At 71.0% G+C, this 15,773-nt stretch carries 12 protein-coding genes and 1 pseudogene; 11 read left to right on the top strand and 2 right to left on the bottom strand.

Going from position 1 to position 15,773, the window contains the following annotated elements; all coding sequences use genetic code 11:
* Positions 1-186: 186 nt before the first annotated feature.
* The 5 genes from ureA to cimA all read left to right on the top strand — a co-directional run bounded on the left by ureA (position 187) and on the right by cimA (position 6,211).
* A complete protein-coding gene (ureA, locus tag F0344_RS09175) occupies positions 187-873 on the top strand; it encodes an urease subunit gamma (protein ID WP_185298304.1) in 687 nt (228 codons plus the stop codon).
* Complete coding sequence (locus F0344_RS09170) at positions 873-2,555, top strand: urease subunit alpha (protein ID WP_185298303.1); 1,683 nt, start codon at positions 873-875, stop codon at positions 2,553-2,555. The genes ureA and F0344_RS09170 overlap by 1 nt, the downstream gene beginning before the upstream one ends.
* 26 nt (positions 2,556-2,581) lie before the next feature.
* Complete coding sequence (locus F0344_RS09165; protein WP_185298302.1) at positions 2,582-3,607, top strand: agmatine deiminase family protein; 1,026 nt, start codon at positions 2,582-2,584, stop codon at positions 3,605-3,607.
* 57 nt (positions 3,608-3,664) lie between these two features.
* Positions 3,665-4,282: a TetR/AcrR family transcriptional regulator gene (locus F0344_RS09160; RefSeq protein ID WP_185298301.1), complete on the top strand. Its 618-nt coding sequence runs from the start codon at positions 3,665-3,667 to the stop codon at positions 4,280-4,282.
* Between the two features lie 321 nt (positions 4,283-4,603).
* The gene (gene cimA, locus F0344_RS09155) at positions 4,604-6,211 is read left to right on the top strand and encodes a citramalate synthase (protein WP_185298300.1); all 1,608 of its coding nucleotides are present in this window, start codon (positions 4,604-4,606) and stop codon (positions 6,209-6,211) included.
* Here cimA and F0344_RS36765 read toward each other — a convergent pair.
* Positions 6,208-6,411, bottom strand: a complete 204-nt coding sequence (locus F0344_RS36765) for a hypothetical protein (protein ID WP_374940147.1) — start codon at positions 6,409-6,411, stop codon at positions 6,208-6,210. The two genes, cimA and F0344_RS36765, sit on opposite strands and share 4 nt — an antisense overlap.
* 652 nt (positions 6,412-7,063) lie before the next feature.
* Between F0344_RS36765 and F0344_RS09145 the strand changes: the two genes are divergently transcribed.
* The 3 genes from F0344_RS09145 to F0344_RS09135 all read left to right on the top strand — a co-directional run bounded on the left by F0344_RS09145 (position 7,064) and on the right by F0344_RS09135 (position 12,637).
* The gene (locus F0344_RS09145) at positions 7,064-8,038 is read left to right on the top strand and encodes a LacI family DNA-binding transcriptional regulator (protein WP_185298299.1); all 975 of its coding nucleotides are present in this window, start codon (positions 7,064-7,066) and stop codon (positions 8,036-8,038) included.
* A gap of 72 nt (positions 8,039-8,110) precedes the next feature.
* A complete protein-coding gene (locus F0344_RS09140; RefSeq protein WP_185298298.1) occupies positions 8,111-11,203 on the top strand; it encodes a glycoside hydrolase family 3 N-terminal domain-containing protein in 3,093 nt (1,030 codons plus the stop codon).
* Positions 11,204-11,272: 69 nt separating this feature from the next.
* Positions 11,273-12,637: a hypothetical protein gene (locus tag F0344_RS09135; protein ID WP_185298297.1), complete on the top strand. Its 1,365-nt coding sequence runs from the start codon at positions 11,273-11,275 to the stop codon at positions 12,635-12,637.
* A 33-nt stretch (positions 12,638-12,670) separates the two neighbouring features.
* Here F0344_RS09135 and F0344_RS09130 read toward each other — a convergent pair whose 3' ends face one another.
* The gene (locus tag F0344_RS09130; protein WP_185297067.1) at positions 12,671-13,762 is read right to left on the bottom strand and encodes an IS630 family transposase; all 1,092 of its coding nucleotides are present in this window, start codon (positions 13,760-13,762) and stop codon (positions 12,671-12,673) included.
* Positions 13,763-13,810: 48 nt separating this feature from the next.
* Between F0344_RS09130 and F0344_RS09125 the strand changes: the two genes are divergently transcribed.
* From F0344_RS09125 to F0344_RS09115, 3 genes and pseudogenes are all read left to right on the top strand, one after another.
* A complete protein-coding gene (locus F0344_RS09125) occupies positions 13,811-14,140 on the top strand; it encodes a hypothetical protein (protein ID WP_185297068.1) in 330 nt (109 codons plus the stop codon).
* Between the two features lie 320 nt (positions 14,141-14,460).
* Positions 14,461-14,653 (top strand): annotated as a pseudogene (locus F0344_RS36760) (hypothetical protein); the annotation flags it as partial.
* Positions 14,654-14,736: 83 nt separating this feature from the next.
* Positions 14,737-15,711 carry an NAD(P)/FAD-dependent oxidoreductase gene (locus tag F0344_RS09115; RefSeq protein ID WP_258050252.1) on the top strand — a complete coding sequence of 325 codons (975 nt, stop codon included), beginning with the start codon at positions 14,737-14,739 and terminating at the stop codon, positions 15,709-15,711.
* The last annotated feature ends 62 nt before the right edge of the window (positions 15,712-15,773 follow it).

The following is a 15,773-nucleotide window of genomic DNA, read 5'->3' as shown; positions in this document are numbered from 1 at the left end:
AGCCGCTCAGGCGCCGTACGAGCCCGTACGGCGCCTGAGCCGTATCCGGGGGCGGGTCCCTTCCTGCCCACGGGCCCGCACTTGGATTTGAGTGTTGCTCAAAGTGAACGCACAACAGCAGCATCAAGGCTTTCAGTGCGTGACAATCATGGTTAGAGTGTCGCTCTAATCAGGAGGTGTGGTGTCATGAGACTGACCCCGACCGAGCGCGATCGTCTGCTGCTCTTCGGAGCCGCGGAACTGGCGCGGGCGCGCCGCGCGCGTGGGCTGAGGCTCAACGTCCCCGAGGCGACCGCGCTCATCGCGGACACCGTCTGCGAGGCGGCCCGCGACGGGCGGCGGCTCGCGGAGGCCATCGAGGCCGCACGGGCCGTCCTGGGGCCCGACGACGTACTGCCCGGCGTGGCGGACGTGGTCACCGAGGTCCACGTGGAGGCCGTCTTCGACGACGGTTCCCGGCTGGCGGTCGTGTCCGCGCCCATCGGGGGCGGGGGTCTCGGTGACGGGGCGCCCGGCGCCGTACTGCCCGCCGCACCGCACGCCGAGCCCGGACCGGCGCTGCGGCTGCGCGTGCGCAACACCGCGACCGTCCCGGTCAGCGTCACCTCGCACTTCCACTTCTTCGAGGCCAACCCGCGCCTCGACTTCGACCGGGCCGCGGCCTACGGAATGCGGCTGTCGGTGCCCGCCGGATCGTCGGTCCGCTTCGACCCGGGTGGCGGGGCCGAGGTCGGCCTCGTGCCGATCGGCGGCGCGCGGATCGCGATCGGTTTCGCGGGTCTCGTCGACGGCCCGCTGGACGCGCCCGGCGCGAAGGAAGAGGCCCTGCGGCGTGCGGCGGCCTGCGGCTATCTCGGAGCGGAAGACGTCTGATGGACCCCTGCGAATACGCCTCGGTCCACGGACCGCGCGCCGGCGACCGGGTCGTCCTCGGTGACTCCGGCCTGGTGGTGCGCGTCGAATCGGACTCTCAGCGGCACGGCGACGAGTTCCTCGCCGGATTCGGCAAGACCGCGCGCGACGGGCTGCATCTGAAGGCCGCCGCCGTACGCGACACCTGTGACGTCGTCATCAGCAACGTGCTGGTCATCGACGCCGTCCTGGGCATCCGGAAGGTCTCCATCGGTATCCGTGAGGGCCGTGTCCACGCGATCGGCCGGGCCGGGAACCCGGACACCCTCGACGGTGTCGACGTCGTCGTCGGCACGGGGACCACCATCGTCTCGGGCGAGGGCATGATCGCGACGGCCGGCGCCGTGGACACCCATGTCCATCTGCTCTCGCCCCGCATCATGGAGGCCTCGCTCGCCTCCGGCGTGACCACCGTCATCGGCCAGGAGTTCGGCCCGGTGTGGGGTGTCGGAGTCAACTCGCCGTGGGCGCTGCGCCACGCCTTCGGCGCCTTCGACGCCTGGCCGGTCAACATCGGCTTCCTGGCGCGCGGTTCGTCGTCCGACGGCGCACCGCTGGTGGAGGCGCTGGCCGAGGGCGGTGCGTCCGGCTTCAAGGTCCACGAGGACATGGGCGCCCACACCCGTGCGCTCGACACCGCCCTGCGCGTGGCCGAGGAGCACGACGTACAGGTCGCCCTGCACAGCGACGGGCTGAACGAGTGCCTGTCCGTCGAGGACACCCTGAGCGTCCTGGACGGCCGGACGATCCACGCGTTCCACATCGAGGGGTGCGGCGGCGGACACGTGCCGAACGTCCTGAAGATGGCGGGCGTGCCCAATGTCATCGGTTCCTCGACCAACCCGACGCTGCCCTTCGGCCGGGACGCGGTGGCCGAGCACTACGGAATGATCGTCTCCGTACACGACCTCAAGACCGACCTGCCCGGCGACGCGGCCATGGCGAGGGACCGGATCAGGGCGGGCACGATGGGCGCGGAGGACGTGCTGCACGACCTCGGCGCGATCGGCATCACCTCCTCGGACGCGCAGGGGATGGGGCGTGCGGGCGAGACCGTACGCCGTACCTTCGCGATGGCCGGGAAGATGAAGGCCGAGCTGGGGCCCCTGGAGGGCGACGGTCCGCACGACGACAACGCCCGGGTACTGCGCTACATGGCGAAGCTGACGATCAACCCGGCCCTGGCGCACGGCCTCGCGCACGAGATCGGCTCGATCGAGGTGGGCAAGCTCGCCGACATCGTGCTGTGGAAGCCGCAGTTCTTCGGGGCCAAGCCGCAGATGGTCCTGAAGGCGGGCTTCCCCGCCTGGGGGGTGACGGGCGACCCCAACGCCGCGACCGACACCTGTGAACCGCTGGTCCTGGGACCGTTGTTCGGGGGGTACGGCGCGACACCCGCAGACATCTCGGTGGCCTTCGTGGCCAAGGCCGCGACCGACCTGGGTTCCGACCTGATGCCCACCCGGCGCCGAAGGGTCGCCGTGCGCGGCACCCGGGGGATCGGTCCAGCGGACCTCCGCCTCAACTCCCGCATCGGTGCGGTGGGGGTGGACGCGAAGAGCGGTCTGGTCACGCTGGACGGTGCCCCGATGCGTTCCGAACCGGCCGGATCGGTCTCCCTGAACCGCCTCTACTTCCTTTAGAACACCGCACTCTGGAGTACGACGACATGAGTTTCCGTATGCCGCCCGAGTGGGCCCCGCACGAACGGACCTGGATGGCGTGGCCGGGCCCGAACGTCACCTTCTCCGGTGACGACCTCGCCGAGTCCCGCGAGGCCTGGGCCTCGGTCGCGCGAGCCGTACGCCGCTTCGAGCCGGTGACCATGGTCACCGGCCCCGGCCAGTCGGAGGAGGCCCGCGGCCTGCTCGGCCCGGACATCGAGGTGGTCGAACGTGAGCTGGACGACGCCTGGATGCGCGACATCGGCCCCACCTTCGTCACCGACGGCACCCGGCTGGCGGCCGTCGACTGGGTGTTCAACGGCTGGGGAGCCCAGGACTGGGCGACCTGGGAGCACGACGCGAAGATCGCCCGCCATGTCGCGGACCTCGTGGGCGTCCCCGTGCACAGCTCGCCCCTGGTCAACGAGGGCGGCGGCATCCACGTCGACGGTGAGGGAACGGTCCTGCTCACCGAGACGGTGCAGCTGGGCGCCGAGCGCAACCCGGGATGGACGAAGGCCGAGGCCGAGGCCGAGATCCACGCCAAGCTCGGTACCACGAAGGCGATCTGGCTCAGGCGCGGCCTCACCGGCGACTACCCGCCCCACGGCTACGGCACCCTCGGCCATGTCGACATCGTCGCCGCCTTCGCGGCCCCCGGGGTGGTCGTCGCCCACACCCAGCCCGACCCGTCCCACCCCGACCACGCGCTCTGCCGGGAGAACGTGGCGATGCTCAGGTCGCAGACGGACGCGAAGGGCCGCCCCCTGGAGGTCGTCGAGGTCCCGGCCCCGACAGTGGTCCGGGACGAGGACGGCGAGTGGACCGACTACTCCTACATCAACCACTACCTCTGCAACGGCGGAGTGGTGCTGTGCGCCTTCGACGACCCCCGCGACGAGCAGGCCGCGGACATCTTCCGCCGTCTCCACCCCGGCCGCACGGTCGAGCTGGTCGACGCCCGGACGATCTTCGCGGGCGGCGGCGGCATCCACTGCATCACCCAGCAGCAGCCGGCCGTGCACGGCTGAGTCCCGGATCCGGTAGAACGTACGGGTGAACGAGATGCTCCGCGCACCGGCCGCCGCATGACCCCGCCACCCGCCCGCCGGCGCAACATCGCCCCGCCCCGGGAGTCCGTGCTCGTCGCGGCCATGGCCACCATCGCCGAGCGCGGGCTCGACGGGCTGACCATGGCCGGGCTCGGCCGCGAGGTCGGAATGAGCAGTGGGCACCTTCTCTACTACTTCCGTACCAAGGACGAACTGCTCCTGCAGACCCTGGAGTGGAGCGAGGGCCGGCTCGGGGCCGAGCGCGGTGCCCTGCTGTCCGGGCAGGCGCCCGCCGCCGAGCGGCTCGGCGCGTACGTGGAGCTCTACCTGCCCGAAGGGCCGCGGGACCCGCACTGGACGCTCTGGCTTGAGGTCTGGAACCGCTCACAGGACGCCGACGCGGACGCGCGCGGACGGCAGGCCGCGATCGAGGGGGCCTGGCACCGCGACCTGGTGGCGCTGCTCGCCGAGGGGATCTCGCGCGGCGAGTTCCGTGCCGTGGACCCCGACCGGTTCGCCGCCCGGCTGCGGGCCCTGCTCGACGGGTTCAGCGTCCACGTCGCCGTCGGCATACCGGGTACGGGGCGGGAGCAGGTCCTCTCCCATGTGCGGGAGTTCCTGCGCGACGCGCTGTTCCCGCCGCCCGCGCCGTGAATCCGGACGAGCCGGCCGCGACGGACGTCACGACCGCATTCTGAGACGGGCCGGGGGCGGTGGCCGGCGCTGTGCAAGACTGCGAGCGTGTCCTCGTTCGTCATGATTATTGGCAACAGGCGCGCCGGTCCGCAGTGATCGCCCCGTACCACCATGTACGGCGCGGCCACCGTGCCCCAGACCCGCGCGCAGACCTCTCGCACCCGCGAGAGGTTTTTTCGTTTTTCGGCCCTCACCCCGGCCGGGGCGGCGCGCGCGGGATGATGGGGGCAAGTGGAGCCCGATCGTCCGGATCCACTCATCCGACAGGAGTCAGACAGCATGACCACCAAGGCCACGGCCACCGACGACAGTTTCCATGTCTTCGACACCACACTGCGCGACGGTGCACAGCGTGAAGGCATCAACCTGACGGTCGCGGACAAGCTGACCATTGCCCGGCACCTGGACGACTTCGGCGTCGGCTTCATCGAGGGCGGCTGGCCGGGGGCCAACCCGCGCGACACGGAGTTCTTCGCCCGCGCCGCGAAGGAGATCGACTTCGCCCACGCCCAGCTGGTCGCGTTCGGCGCGACCCGCAGAGCGGGCGGCAGCGCGGCCGACGACCCACAGGTCAAGGCGCTCCTCGACTCCGGTGCGCCGGTGATCACGCTGGTCGCCAAGTCCCACGACCGCCATGTCGAACTAGCCCTGCGCACCACGCTGGAAGAGAACCTGGAGATGGTCCGCGACACCGTCTCCCACCTCCGCGCGCAGGGGCGGCGCGTCTTCGTCGACTGCGAGCACTTCTTCGACGGCTACCGGGCCAACGCCGAGTACGCCAAGGCCGTCGTCCGGGCCGCCTCCGAGGCGGGCGCCGACGTCGTCATCCTGTGCGACACCAACGGCGGCATGCTCCCCGCCCAGATCCAGGCCGTGGTCGCCACCGTCCTCGCGGACACCGGGGCCCGCCTCGGCATCCACGCACAGGACGACACCGGCTGCGCCGTGGCCAACACCCTCGCCGCCGTCGACGCCGGTGCCACCCACGTCCAGTGCACGGCCAACGGATACGGCGAGCGGGTCGGCAACGCCAACCTCTTCCCCGTCGTCGCAGCCCTGGAACTCAAGTACGGCAAGACCGTCCTCCCCGAGGGCGCGCTCGCCGACATGACCCGGATCTCGCACGCCATCGCCGAGGTCGTCAACCTCACGCCCTCCACCCACCAGCCCTACGTGGGTGTCTCCGCCTTCGCCCACAAGGCCGGCCTCCACGCCTCCGCGATCAAGGTCGATCCGGACCTCTACCAGCACATCGATCCGGAGCTCGTCGGCAACACCATGCGGATGCTCGTCTCCGACATGGCGGGCCGTGCCTCGATCGAGCTCAAGGGCAAGGAGCTCGGCATCGACCTCGGGGGTGACCGCGAGCTCGTCGGCCGGGTCGTCGCCCGGGTCAAGGAGCGCGAACTCCATGGCTACACCTACGAGGCCGCCGACGCCTCCTTCGAACTCCTCCTGCGCAGCGAGGTCGAGGGCCGGGCCCGCCGCTACTTCCGTACGGAGTCCTGGCGGGTCATCACCGAGGACCGCCCCGACGGCACGCACGCCAACGAGGCGACCGTGAAGCTCTGGGCCAAGGGCGAACGCATCGTCGCCACCGCGGAGGGCAACGGCCCGGTCAACGCACTGGACCGGGCACTCCGCGTCGGCCTGGAGCGGATCTATCCGCAGCTCGCCAAACTGGAGCTGGTCGACTACAAGGTCCGTATCCTGGAGGGTACGACCGGCACCGACTCCACCACCCGGGTACTGATCACCACGGGTGACGGAGCCGGTGACTGGTCGACGGTGGGCGTGGCCGAGAACATCATCGCGGCCTCCTGGCAGTCGCTGGAGGACGCGTACACGTACGGCCTGCTGCGGGCCGGCGTCGAGCCTCTCGACTAGGGCCTTCTCACCGGAGCCCTTCTCATCGGAGCCCTTCTCACCGGAGCCGCCACTTCTGGTCGGCGGCTCCGGTGCAGGTCCAGATCTGCCCCGTTCGCCGTCGGACCCGAGGTCACGTCCAGGCAGGCACCGAGCGCCCGGCCCGAGCCGTCGCCCGCCACCGTCCAGCGCTGGTTGGACGCACCGGTGCAGTCCCAGATCTGGACGGCCGTGCCGTCCGCGCGCTGTCACCCGTGGCATCGAGGCACTTCCCGCCGATGCCGGTGAGGGCACCCGACCTGTCCGTCGAGCCGGACGGGGTGCCCGACCAGGTGAACGTCGCCGAGGTCCGGCCCGGAACTGGCGGGTGTTCTCGTCGACCGTGATGTTCGTGCCCGGCCGCCGTTCCCCGGGCCGAAGGCGATCGGCGTCTGGGCCTGGAGGCCACGGGTGACATGGCGGCCACCGGAGCCGTCCGTGGTGGTCGGCGCGATGTTCACGCTCTCCCCGGCGGCCCGTGCGGTACCGGAGGAGGGCCCGGCCAGACCTGCGGTCGCGAGCGCCGTGGCGAGAAGGTCCCTCGCTGCTCTGCCGGTACGGATCATGGCTGCTGCCTCAACCGCCTTCACGTGTCCGCGTCAATAGGCTCGTCCTACGTTCATAAAACGAACGGACGGCGCGTCCGGCCAGGTGAGGGATTGGGTACGGACCAATCTCGGCGTGAAGTATTGACGGCACCTTTTCGGCGCGGTTAACTCCAGCCGCGACGCCGGAACCGGTTCCGGCCGCAGTTGTGGAACCGGTACCGGACACCGCCGTACCCGCCCGGTACGTCCCGCTCCGTCATGCCCCGCCTTGACTCCGGAGGCCACGATGCGTGTCACCATCGCCGATGTGGCCCGCGCGGCCGGCGTCAGCAAGACAACGGTGTCCAGGGTCGTCAACGGCAAGGCGGACGTGGACCGTTCGACGGCCTACCGCGTTCGGGAAGTGATTGCGGGACTCGGCTATGTACCGAGCTCCGGCGCCGTCGGGCTGGCCCGCGGCAGCAGCCGCACCGTCGGGATGCTGGTGCCCTCGCTGACCTGGCCGTGGATGGGTGAACTGCTCCAGGGAGTCGTCGACACGGTCGAGGCCGCCGACTACGGACTGCTGCTCTTCACCTGCAACCGAGGCGCGGAGTCCGTACGGCGGTTCACCGGCCAGGTGTCGGCGCGCGCCTTCGACGGACTCGTCGTCGTCGAACCGGAGAACACCCTCGGCCACCTCACCGCGCTGCACCGCGCGGGCCTGCCGATCGTGCTGATCGACGATCGCGGCCACCACCCCGCGTTCCCCTCCGTCGTGACGACCAACTACGAGGGAGGTGCCTCGGCGGCCCGCCATCTGCGGGACTCCGGGCGCACTCGGCCGCTGGTCGTCACCGGGCCCCAGGACTTCGGCTGTGTACGCGACCGGATGCGGGGATTCGGTTCGGTCCTGCCCACCGGCCTCGTCGCGCACGGCGACTTCACCGAGCGGGGCGGCCGTCTCGCTGTGGAACAACTGCTCGCCTCGGGAGCGGAATTCGACTCGGTGTTCGCGCACAACGACATCAGCGCGGTGGGCGCGCTGAGGGCCCTGCACGCTGCGGGGCGCCGCGTTCCGGACGACATCGCGGTCGTCGGTTTCGACGACATCCCGGTGGCCCGGCACATCGAACCGCCGCTGACCACCGTGCGCCAGCCCACCCGGCAGATGGGTGAGACGGCGGCACGAATGCTTCTCTCACACCTCGGTGGCACCGCCGTACCGGACGAACCGGTGGTCCTGCCCACCGAACTGATCGTGCGCCGTTCGGCGCCCTGACGGACCGGCCGTTCCCGGCCTCCTCCTCCGCACTCCCCACTTCCCGGACCCGCAGTCGTCACAGGAGCCGCAATGTCACGCACCCCGCACACCCGCACCCGCCACAGGGCGAGACCGGCCACCGCGGCGCTCGCCGCCGTCACCGTCCTGGCCGGACTCCTCGCCGGAGCCGTCCCCAGCGCGGCGGCCCAGGGAGACGAACCCGCGCCGGTCCTCGTCGACCGGTTCGAGGGCGAGGTCCCGTTCGGCAACCCGCCCGCCGACTCACTCTTCACCTGGGGCGGCGACGCCGACGACCGGCCGACGCTGGAGTTCGAGGAGCGGGCCGACGCCCCCGAGGGCGCCAAGGTCCTGCGGGGCACCTACGACATCAGCGCCTGGGGCGGACTCAGCCATGAGTTCGCCGTGGACCAGCCGCCGAAGAACTGGACCACCCACAAGGGCATCCGCTTCTGGTGGTACGGACAGAACACCGCGCCCCTGCCGCCCGGTTCGGGCAAGCGCGTCAACTTCGAGATCAAGGACGGCGGCGCCAACGGCGGTGCGTCCGAGCTGTGGACCACGTCCTTCACCGACGACTGGGAGGGCTGGCACCAGGTCGAGATCCCGTTCGCTGACTTCGTCTACCGGGCCGACTACCAGCCCGTCGGCGGCATCGACCAGGTCCTCGGGCTGAACGAGATGTGGGGCTACGCCCTCACGCTGCCGACCGGCGCCCCCGGCGCGTTCGCCATGGACGGCGTCGAGCTGTACGGGAAGCCCGACCCGGCACTGAAGTCGAGCGTCGTCATCGACTCGGCCGTGCACCCGGTGACGGAGGGGGCCACCGCCGACATCGAGATCTCCGTCGCCACCACCGGCTCACTTCCCATCGGGGAGCCCGTCACCGTCGCGTACACGACCAAGGGCGGCAGCGCATCGGGAGCCGACTACACCCCGGTCGCCGGCACCCACACCTTCCCGGCGGGCACCGCCTCCGGCACCTCGCACACGATCGCCGTGGCCACCGCGAAGGACGGGGACGCCGAGTCGGCGGAGACCGTCCCGGTCGAACTCACCGTCACCGGCGCCAAGCCGCCCAAGGAGAACCCGCAGGTCGTCATCGACGCCCACGGACTCCCGTACCAGAACGCCGGACTCCCGGTGAAGAAGCGCGTCGCCGACCTGGTGTCGCGGATGTCGCCCGCCGAGAAGGCCGGCCAGATGACGCAGGCCGAGCGCAACGCACTGAAGTCGCAGGGCGACATCGCCGCGTACGACCTCGGCTCGCTGCTCTCCGGCGGTGGCTCCGTACCCACCCCGAACACGGCCGCGGCCTGGGCGAAGATGGTCGACGCCTACCAGCTGCGCGCGCAGGCCACCCGCTTCCAGATCCCGCTGATCTACGGCGTGGACGCGGTGCACGGCCACAACAACGTGATCGGCTCGACGATCATGCCGCACAACATCGGCATCGGTGCGGGCCGCGACCCGAAGCTGGCCGAGAAGACCGGCGCCGTCACCGCCGGCGAGGTCCGCGCGACGGGCATCCCGTGGGACTTCGCCCCGTGCGTCTGCGTGACCCGCGACGAGCGCTGGGGCCGTTCCTACGAGGCGTACGGCGAGGACCCCGCCCTGGTGGAGTCCATGGAGACGGTGATCAGGGGCATGCAGGGCAGCCCGTCCGGCAAGGACCTGGACCGCGACGACAAGGTGCTGGCCAGTGCCAAGCACTTCGTCGGTGACGGCGGTACGGAGTTCGGCTCCTCCACCACGGGCGCGTACACGATCGACCAGGGCGTCACGAAGGTCACCCGCGAGGAACTGGAGGCGGTGCACCTCGCGCCGTTCGCCGAGGCGGTCGACAGGGGCGTCGGCACGGTCATGCCGTCCTACTCCTCGCTCGACATCATCGGCGACGACGAGGGCCCGGTGAAGATGCACGCGCACGCCGAGATGATCAACGGCGTGCTCAAGGACCGGATGGGCTTCAAGGGCTTCGTCATCAGCGACTGGCAGGCCATCGACCAGATCCCCGGCGACTACGCCAGTGACGTCCGCACGTCCGTCAACGCCGGGCTCGACATGATCATGGTCCCGACCGCGTACCAGGACTTCACGAAGACGCTCCGGGACGAGGTCGCCGCGGGCCGGATCAGCGAGGCCCGGATCGATGACGCGGTCTCCCGCATCCTGACCCAGAAGTTCCGGCTCGGGCTCTTCGAGAAGCCGTACGCCGACCCCGCCAACCTGGACAAGGTCGGCTCCGCCGCACACCGGGCAGTCGCCCGCGAGGCGGCGGCCAAGTCCCAGGTGCTCCTGAAGAACGAGGGGGCGGTCCTCCCGGTCAGGCCCTCCCAGAAGGTGTACGTCGCCGGATCCAACGCCGACGACCTCGGCAACCAGGCCGGCGGCTGGACCGTCAGCTGGCAGGGTGCCTCGGGGAGGACCACCACGGGGACGACGATCCTGGAAGGCATGAGGAAGGCAGCCGCCGACCCGGCCTCCGTCGCCTACTCCAAGGACGCCTCGGCGCCCATGGACGGCTACGACGTCGGAGTGGTGGTCGTCGGGGAGGCCCCGTACGCCGAAGGCATCGGTGACGTCGGCAACGGCCACGACCTGGAGCTCACGGCCGCCGACCGGGCAGCCGTGGACACGGTCTGCGCCGCCATGAAGTGCGCCGTCCTGGTCGTCTCCGGGCGCCCCCAGCTCATCGGCGACCGGCTCGGCGCCATGGACGCGCTCGTGGCCTCCTGGCTGCCGGGCACCGAGGGCGACGGAGTGGCCGACGTCCTGTACGGCAAGCGGGCCTTCACCGGGCAGCTCCCGGTGACCTGGCCGAAGTCCGAGTCGCAGCTGCCGGTCAACGTCGGCGACGCGGCCTATGACCCGCAGTTCCCCTACGGCTGGGGCCTGACCACGCTGAAGAAGGCTCCCGCGGGCGGCGAACTCACCCTTTCCGCCCTCGCCGTCGCCGCGCACGCCGCGGAGAAGGCGGGCCTGGGGAAGACCCCGCAGGGCAAGGCGATCGTGGACGCGGCCAGGCTGCTGGTGCAGGAGAAGGCCAAGGGCGGGCTGACCGCGGCGGTGTCCAAGCCGTTCGCCGACGCCGACCACCTGCTGCTCTCCGGTGATCTCACCGGGGCCGTGGCAAAGCTCCGCGCGGCCTATCGCGCCGCCTAGTCACGTAATCGGACAAATAATCCCCAAGTGGGCGACGCGTTTGTCGCCCACTTGGGTTACTTTCGGAGTATGCGGAAGAGGCTGTTCGCGCTCCTGTGGTCCTGCCTGCTGCTGATGCTTTCGGCGGCCGTGCTGGCGGTGGCGCACGCCGCGCCGTCCGCCCCCGCCACGATCGACGAGGCCGCCCAGGCACTGCGCCAGGGCCCGGTGTACGTCGACCCGGCAGCGGCCGGCCAGCTCTCCGCGTCCGAGGCGGACGCCCTGGAGAAGAAGATAAAGGACGCCGACAAACCGGTGTTCGTGGCGGTCCTGCCACAGTCCTCCGACTTCCCCGAAGAGGGACTCCTCGCCAACCTGCGCAACGACACCGGGATCACCGGTCTCTACGCGGTCCGCCTCGGCGACGGCTTCGACGCCGGCGCCGACAGCAGCGTGATGCCGGTCCGGGCCGTCGACAACCTGGTCGCCTCGGTGAAGACCCAGGACGCGGGCGCGGACGCGGCGACGCAGCTCAACGCCTTCGTCGACCAAGCCGTCGAACAGGCCCGGGGCAACGCACCCGCCTCCTGGTCCGGCGGCACCGCTGACGACGGCGCAGCCCCCTCCGCGACCGGCCTGGTCGTGCTCGGCGCGGTGGCCGTGGCAGGCGGCGCCGGCGCGTACGCGGTCGTCCGCCGCAACCGTCGCCGCAAGGAGGAAGAGGAGCGGGCCGCCCTCGACAAGCTCCGAGTGGTCGTCGACGAGGACATCACCGCGTACGGCGAAACGCTGGAGCGACTCGACTTCCACCCCGCCGAACCGGGTGCCGACGACACGATGCGCGCCGACTACACGCGCGCGCTCGACTCGTACGAGAGCGCGAAGACGAGGATGGAACGGGCCCGGCACCCCTCCGAGGTGCGCGGCGTCACCCAGGCCCTGGAGGACGGCCGCTACTCCCTCGCCGTCCTGGAGGCCCGCAGGACGGGGGCGGAACTCCCCGCCCGCCGCCCGCCCTGCTTCTTCGACCCCCGCCACGGCCCCGCGGTCGCCGACGTCCGGTGGACGCCGTCCGGCGGCTCCGCCCGTGAGGTCCCGGTCTGCGGCGCGGACGAGGTCCGGCTGCGCGAGGGCGAGGACCCGATGAGCCGCACCGTCGACGTCGGGGACGGCCGCCGCCGCCCGTACTGGGAGGCGGGACCGGCGTACGGACCCTGGGCCGGCGGCTACTTCGGCGGCGGACTGCTGCCGGGCCTGCTGGTGGGCACGATGCTCGGCTCGATGCTCGCGACCCCCGCGTACGCCGCCGAGTACGGCGGCGGAGACTTCGGCTCCGGGGGCGAGTGGAGCGGCGGTGACGTCTCGGGCTCCGACTTCAGCTCCTCGGACTTCGGCGGCTTCGGCGACGGCGGAGGGTTCGGAGGCGGCGGAGGGTTCGACGGGGGCGGGTTCTAGTGCTGCTCCGCGTTAGTTCGTGGAGGGGTGTTGTCAGGCTGCTTCCTTGAGTGGGGTGCCGTCGTAGGTCCAGCGGAAGGGCTTCGCGGTTTTGTTTCGGTTGATGATGTAGCTGTCCAGTTTGTCGATGAGGTCATCGCGGCCGGCGAAGTCGCCGTGCCGCAGGACGCTGCGGGTCAGGGCGGAGAAGACCAGCTCGACCTGGTTGAGCCACGAGGCGTGGGGCGGGGTGAAGTGCGCTGTCCAGCGTGGATGGGCCTTGAACCATGCCTTGGTGTGCTTGGCGGTGTGCGAAGAACCGTTGTCCAGCACCACGTGGATGTCCGTGCTGTCGGGGATGAGCGCGTTGATCCGGTCGAGGAATTCGGTGAAGGTCGCCGCGTTGTTGCGGGCGATCACCTCGGTGAGGACCTCGCCGGTGCGCACGTCGAGTGCGGCAACCAGGGAGGCGGTGCCGTGGCGGACGTACTCGAACTCCTGGCGGGCTGCCTGGCCTGGGGTGGTGGGGCGGCCGGGATGTTTGCGGGAGCGGGCGGCGATCGCGGTCTTCTCGTCGATCGACAGCAGCACCGCGTCCTGGGGCGGGTTGCGGTAGAGGTCGCAGATGTGCTCGGCGCGTTGCCAGAAGTCGGGGGTGTCGCGGCGGGTGAGCCAGCTGCGGACCTTGTGCGGCTTGAGGTCCAGGTCCGCCAGTATCCGCCCGATGTGGGAGGGCGAGACGGCTGCGAAGACGGTGCTGGCGACCCGCTCGGCGATTGCCCGATGGGTCCAGGTGGCCGCCGGGTGCGGTGGTTCGCTGGTCGCGGCGGCCACGATCGCCACACGTACCCGGTCGTCGTACACCTTGGGCCGGCCCGGGCGCCCGGTGTCCTTCAGGCCGTCCGGCCCGCGCTCGGCGAAGCGGCCGCGCCACTTGCGCACCGTGTTGATGGCGACGTTTAGCTCGCGTGCTATCTCCGCGTTGGTCTGGCCGCCGGCGGCCGCGAGCACGATCCTGGCCCGCAGAACGTCGCGGACCTGGGCTTTCGCTGATGCCGTCAACTGCTCCAGGGCCTTGTGCGTGGTCTCGTCCAAGGTGACGGCCACCGCCGCGACCGCTCCGCCCGGATGCCTGCGTACGTTCATGATCGATGATCATGGCGGCTAGCCTGCGGACCGGGCAGGATGGGGTCCGTGCCGAAGAACCCACCCGACTCGATGCAGCACCACCTGCGCGTTCGTCTGAACGCCCGAGCCAAGGACCGCTGGCCGCAACTGGCCCGCGTCGAGGTCCGCTTCCGCACCGGATTCGCTTACGTGAGCGGCGAGTTGGAGGACGGCGAGCAGATCCCCCTGTGTCGCCTGCGCTTCACCGGAGTCCTGCACACCTGGGGCTTCGCCCTCTACCTGGCCAGCCGCAACACCTACCAGGACAACATCCTGCCCACCGGCCTGCCCTTCGGCAGCCCCGAGGACTGCCTGGACTGCGCCTGCTACCTCTACCTCGGCGACCAGCCAGCCTGATCAACACCCCTCCACGAACTAACGCGGAGTAACACTAGGTCCTGTCTGGAGTTCCAGCGCGGGAGAAGGAGCGGCGTCCGGTGCCGTCGAATCCAAGGCGGAGGAGGGAGCGATGGCGGAGCCCTCGCGACTGACGACAACGCCGGAGGCGGCGGTGCCGGACGCCGCGACGCCGCGGGGAAACTCCCGCCCACCAGCGCCGGAGCCGTGGGTACGAGCGCGGGGCACACCTGGATGGAATCCGATCTCTCGGCGGCGCGGCAATGGCGGCAGCGGGACCCCGAGCACGGGGCGAAGGTCATGGAATACGGCATCCACTCCCTCATCTCCGTGCCGCTGCACGCGCGCGGCGTCGTCCTCGGCATGGCCAACTTCTGGCGCGCCGGGAACGCGGAGCCGGCCGAGGTCTGTTCCTCGTCGCCCAGTTCGCCGAACGCTGGGGCACCCGTTGACACCCCCGCGGGCAAGGTCATCTGGTGGGAGCAGGCCATCAGCCCGACGGAGGACGACTAGATCCGGCCATTTCTCGGATTTGCCGATACGGCAAGCAAAGTTGTCACTTCTTCTGCCCGTCCCGCAGTCTTCCGTCCATGGAAATGTCTCGTATGGACGACAGCACGAAGCGGTACGACGTAGTGGTGGTGGGCGGCGGAGCGGCCGGCCTGAGCGGCGCGGTGGCCCTGTCCCGGGCGAGGCGTTCGGTGCTCGTGATCGATGCGGGGGAGCCGCGCAACGAACCCGCGGCCCATGTGCACAACTATCTGGGCCGCGAGGGCACCGCCCCCTCGGAGCTTTTGGCCGCCGGGCGTGCGGAGGCGGCCGGGTACGGCGCCGAGATCGCCGAGGGCACCGTGGTGTCCGCCGGGAAGCTCCCTGACGAGGAGGGCTTCCTGGTCGTACGGGAGGACGGCGCCGCCGTCGCGGCCCGCCGGCTCCTGGTGACCACCGGACTCGTCGACGAGCTGCCCCCGGTGCCGGGCCTGGCGGAGCGGTGGGGCCGCGAGGTGCTGCACTGCCCGTACTGCCACGGCTGGGAGGTCGCGGGCCGCCCGATCGGCATCATCGCCGTGAGCCCGATGGCCGTGCACCAGGCGCTGATGTGGCGGCAGTGGAGCGAGGACATCACGCTCTTCCGCCACACCGGTCCCGAACCGGACGACGCGGAGTACGAGCAGCTCGCCGCCCGGGGCATCGCCGTCGTGGACGGGGAGGTGGCCGGTCTCCAGGTGGACGGCGACCGGCTCACCGGCGTGCGGCTGGCCGGCGGGCGGGTGATCGCCCGCGAGGCGGTGGTCGTCCAGCCTCGCTTCACCGCACGGTCCGAGGTCCTGCGGAGCCTGGGCCTCGTGGCTGCCGAGCAGGAGATGGCCGGGCACGTGGTCGGCACGTACATAGCCGCCGATCCGACGGGAGCGACAGAGGTGCCCGGCGTCTGGGTGGCCGGAAACGTCGCCAGCCTGACCGAGCAGGTCATCGGCGCCGCGAACGCGGGGCTGAAGGCCGCGGCGGCGATCAACGCGGACCTGACCGCCGATGACACCCGCAGCGCCGTGGCCGCGTACCGGCGGTGAGACCCGCGCACGAGCGCCCGCCCCGCTCCCCGGAGGGAAGCGGAGGCGGGCGCGCTCGCTCG

This window comes from Streptomyces finlayi, from assembly GCF_014216315.1.
GTDB classification, from domain to species: domain Bacteria; phylum Actinomycetota; class Actinomycetes; order Streptomycetales; family Streptomycetaceae; genus Streptomyces; species Streptomyces finlayi_A.
The sequence above is the reverse complement of the archived record's forward strand: the minus strand, read 5'-3'. Positions and strand labels throughout refer to the sequence as shown.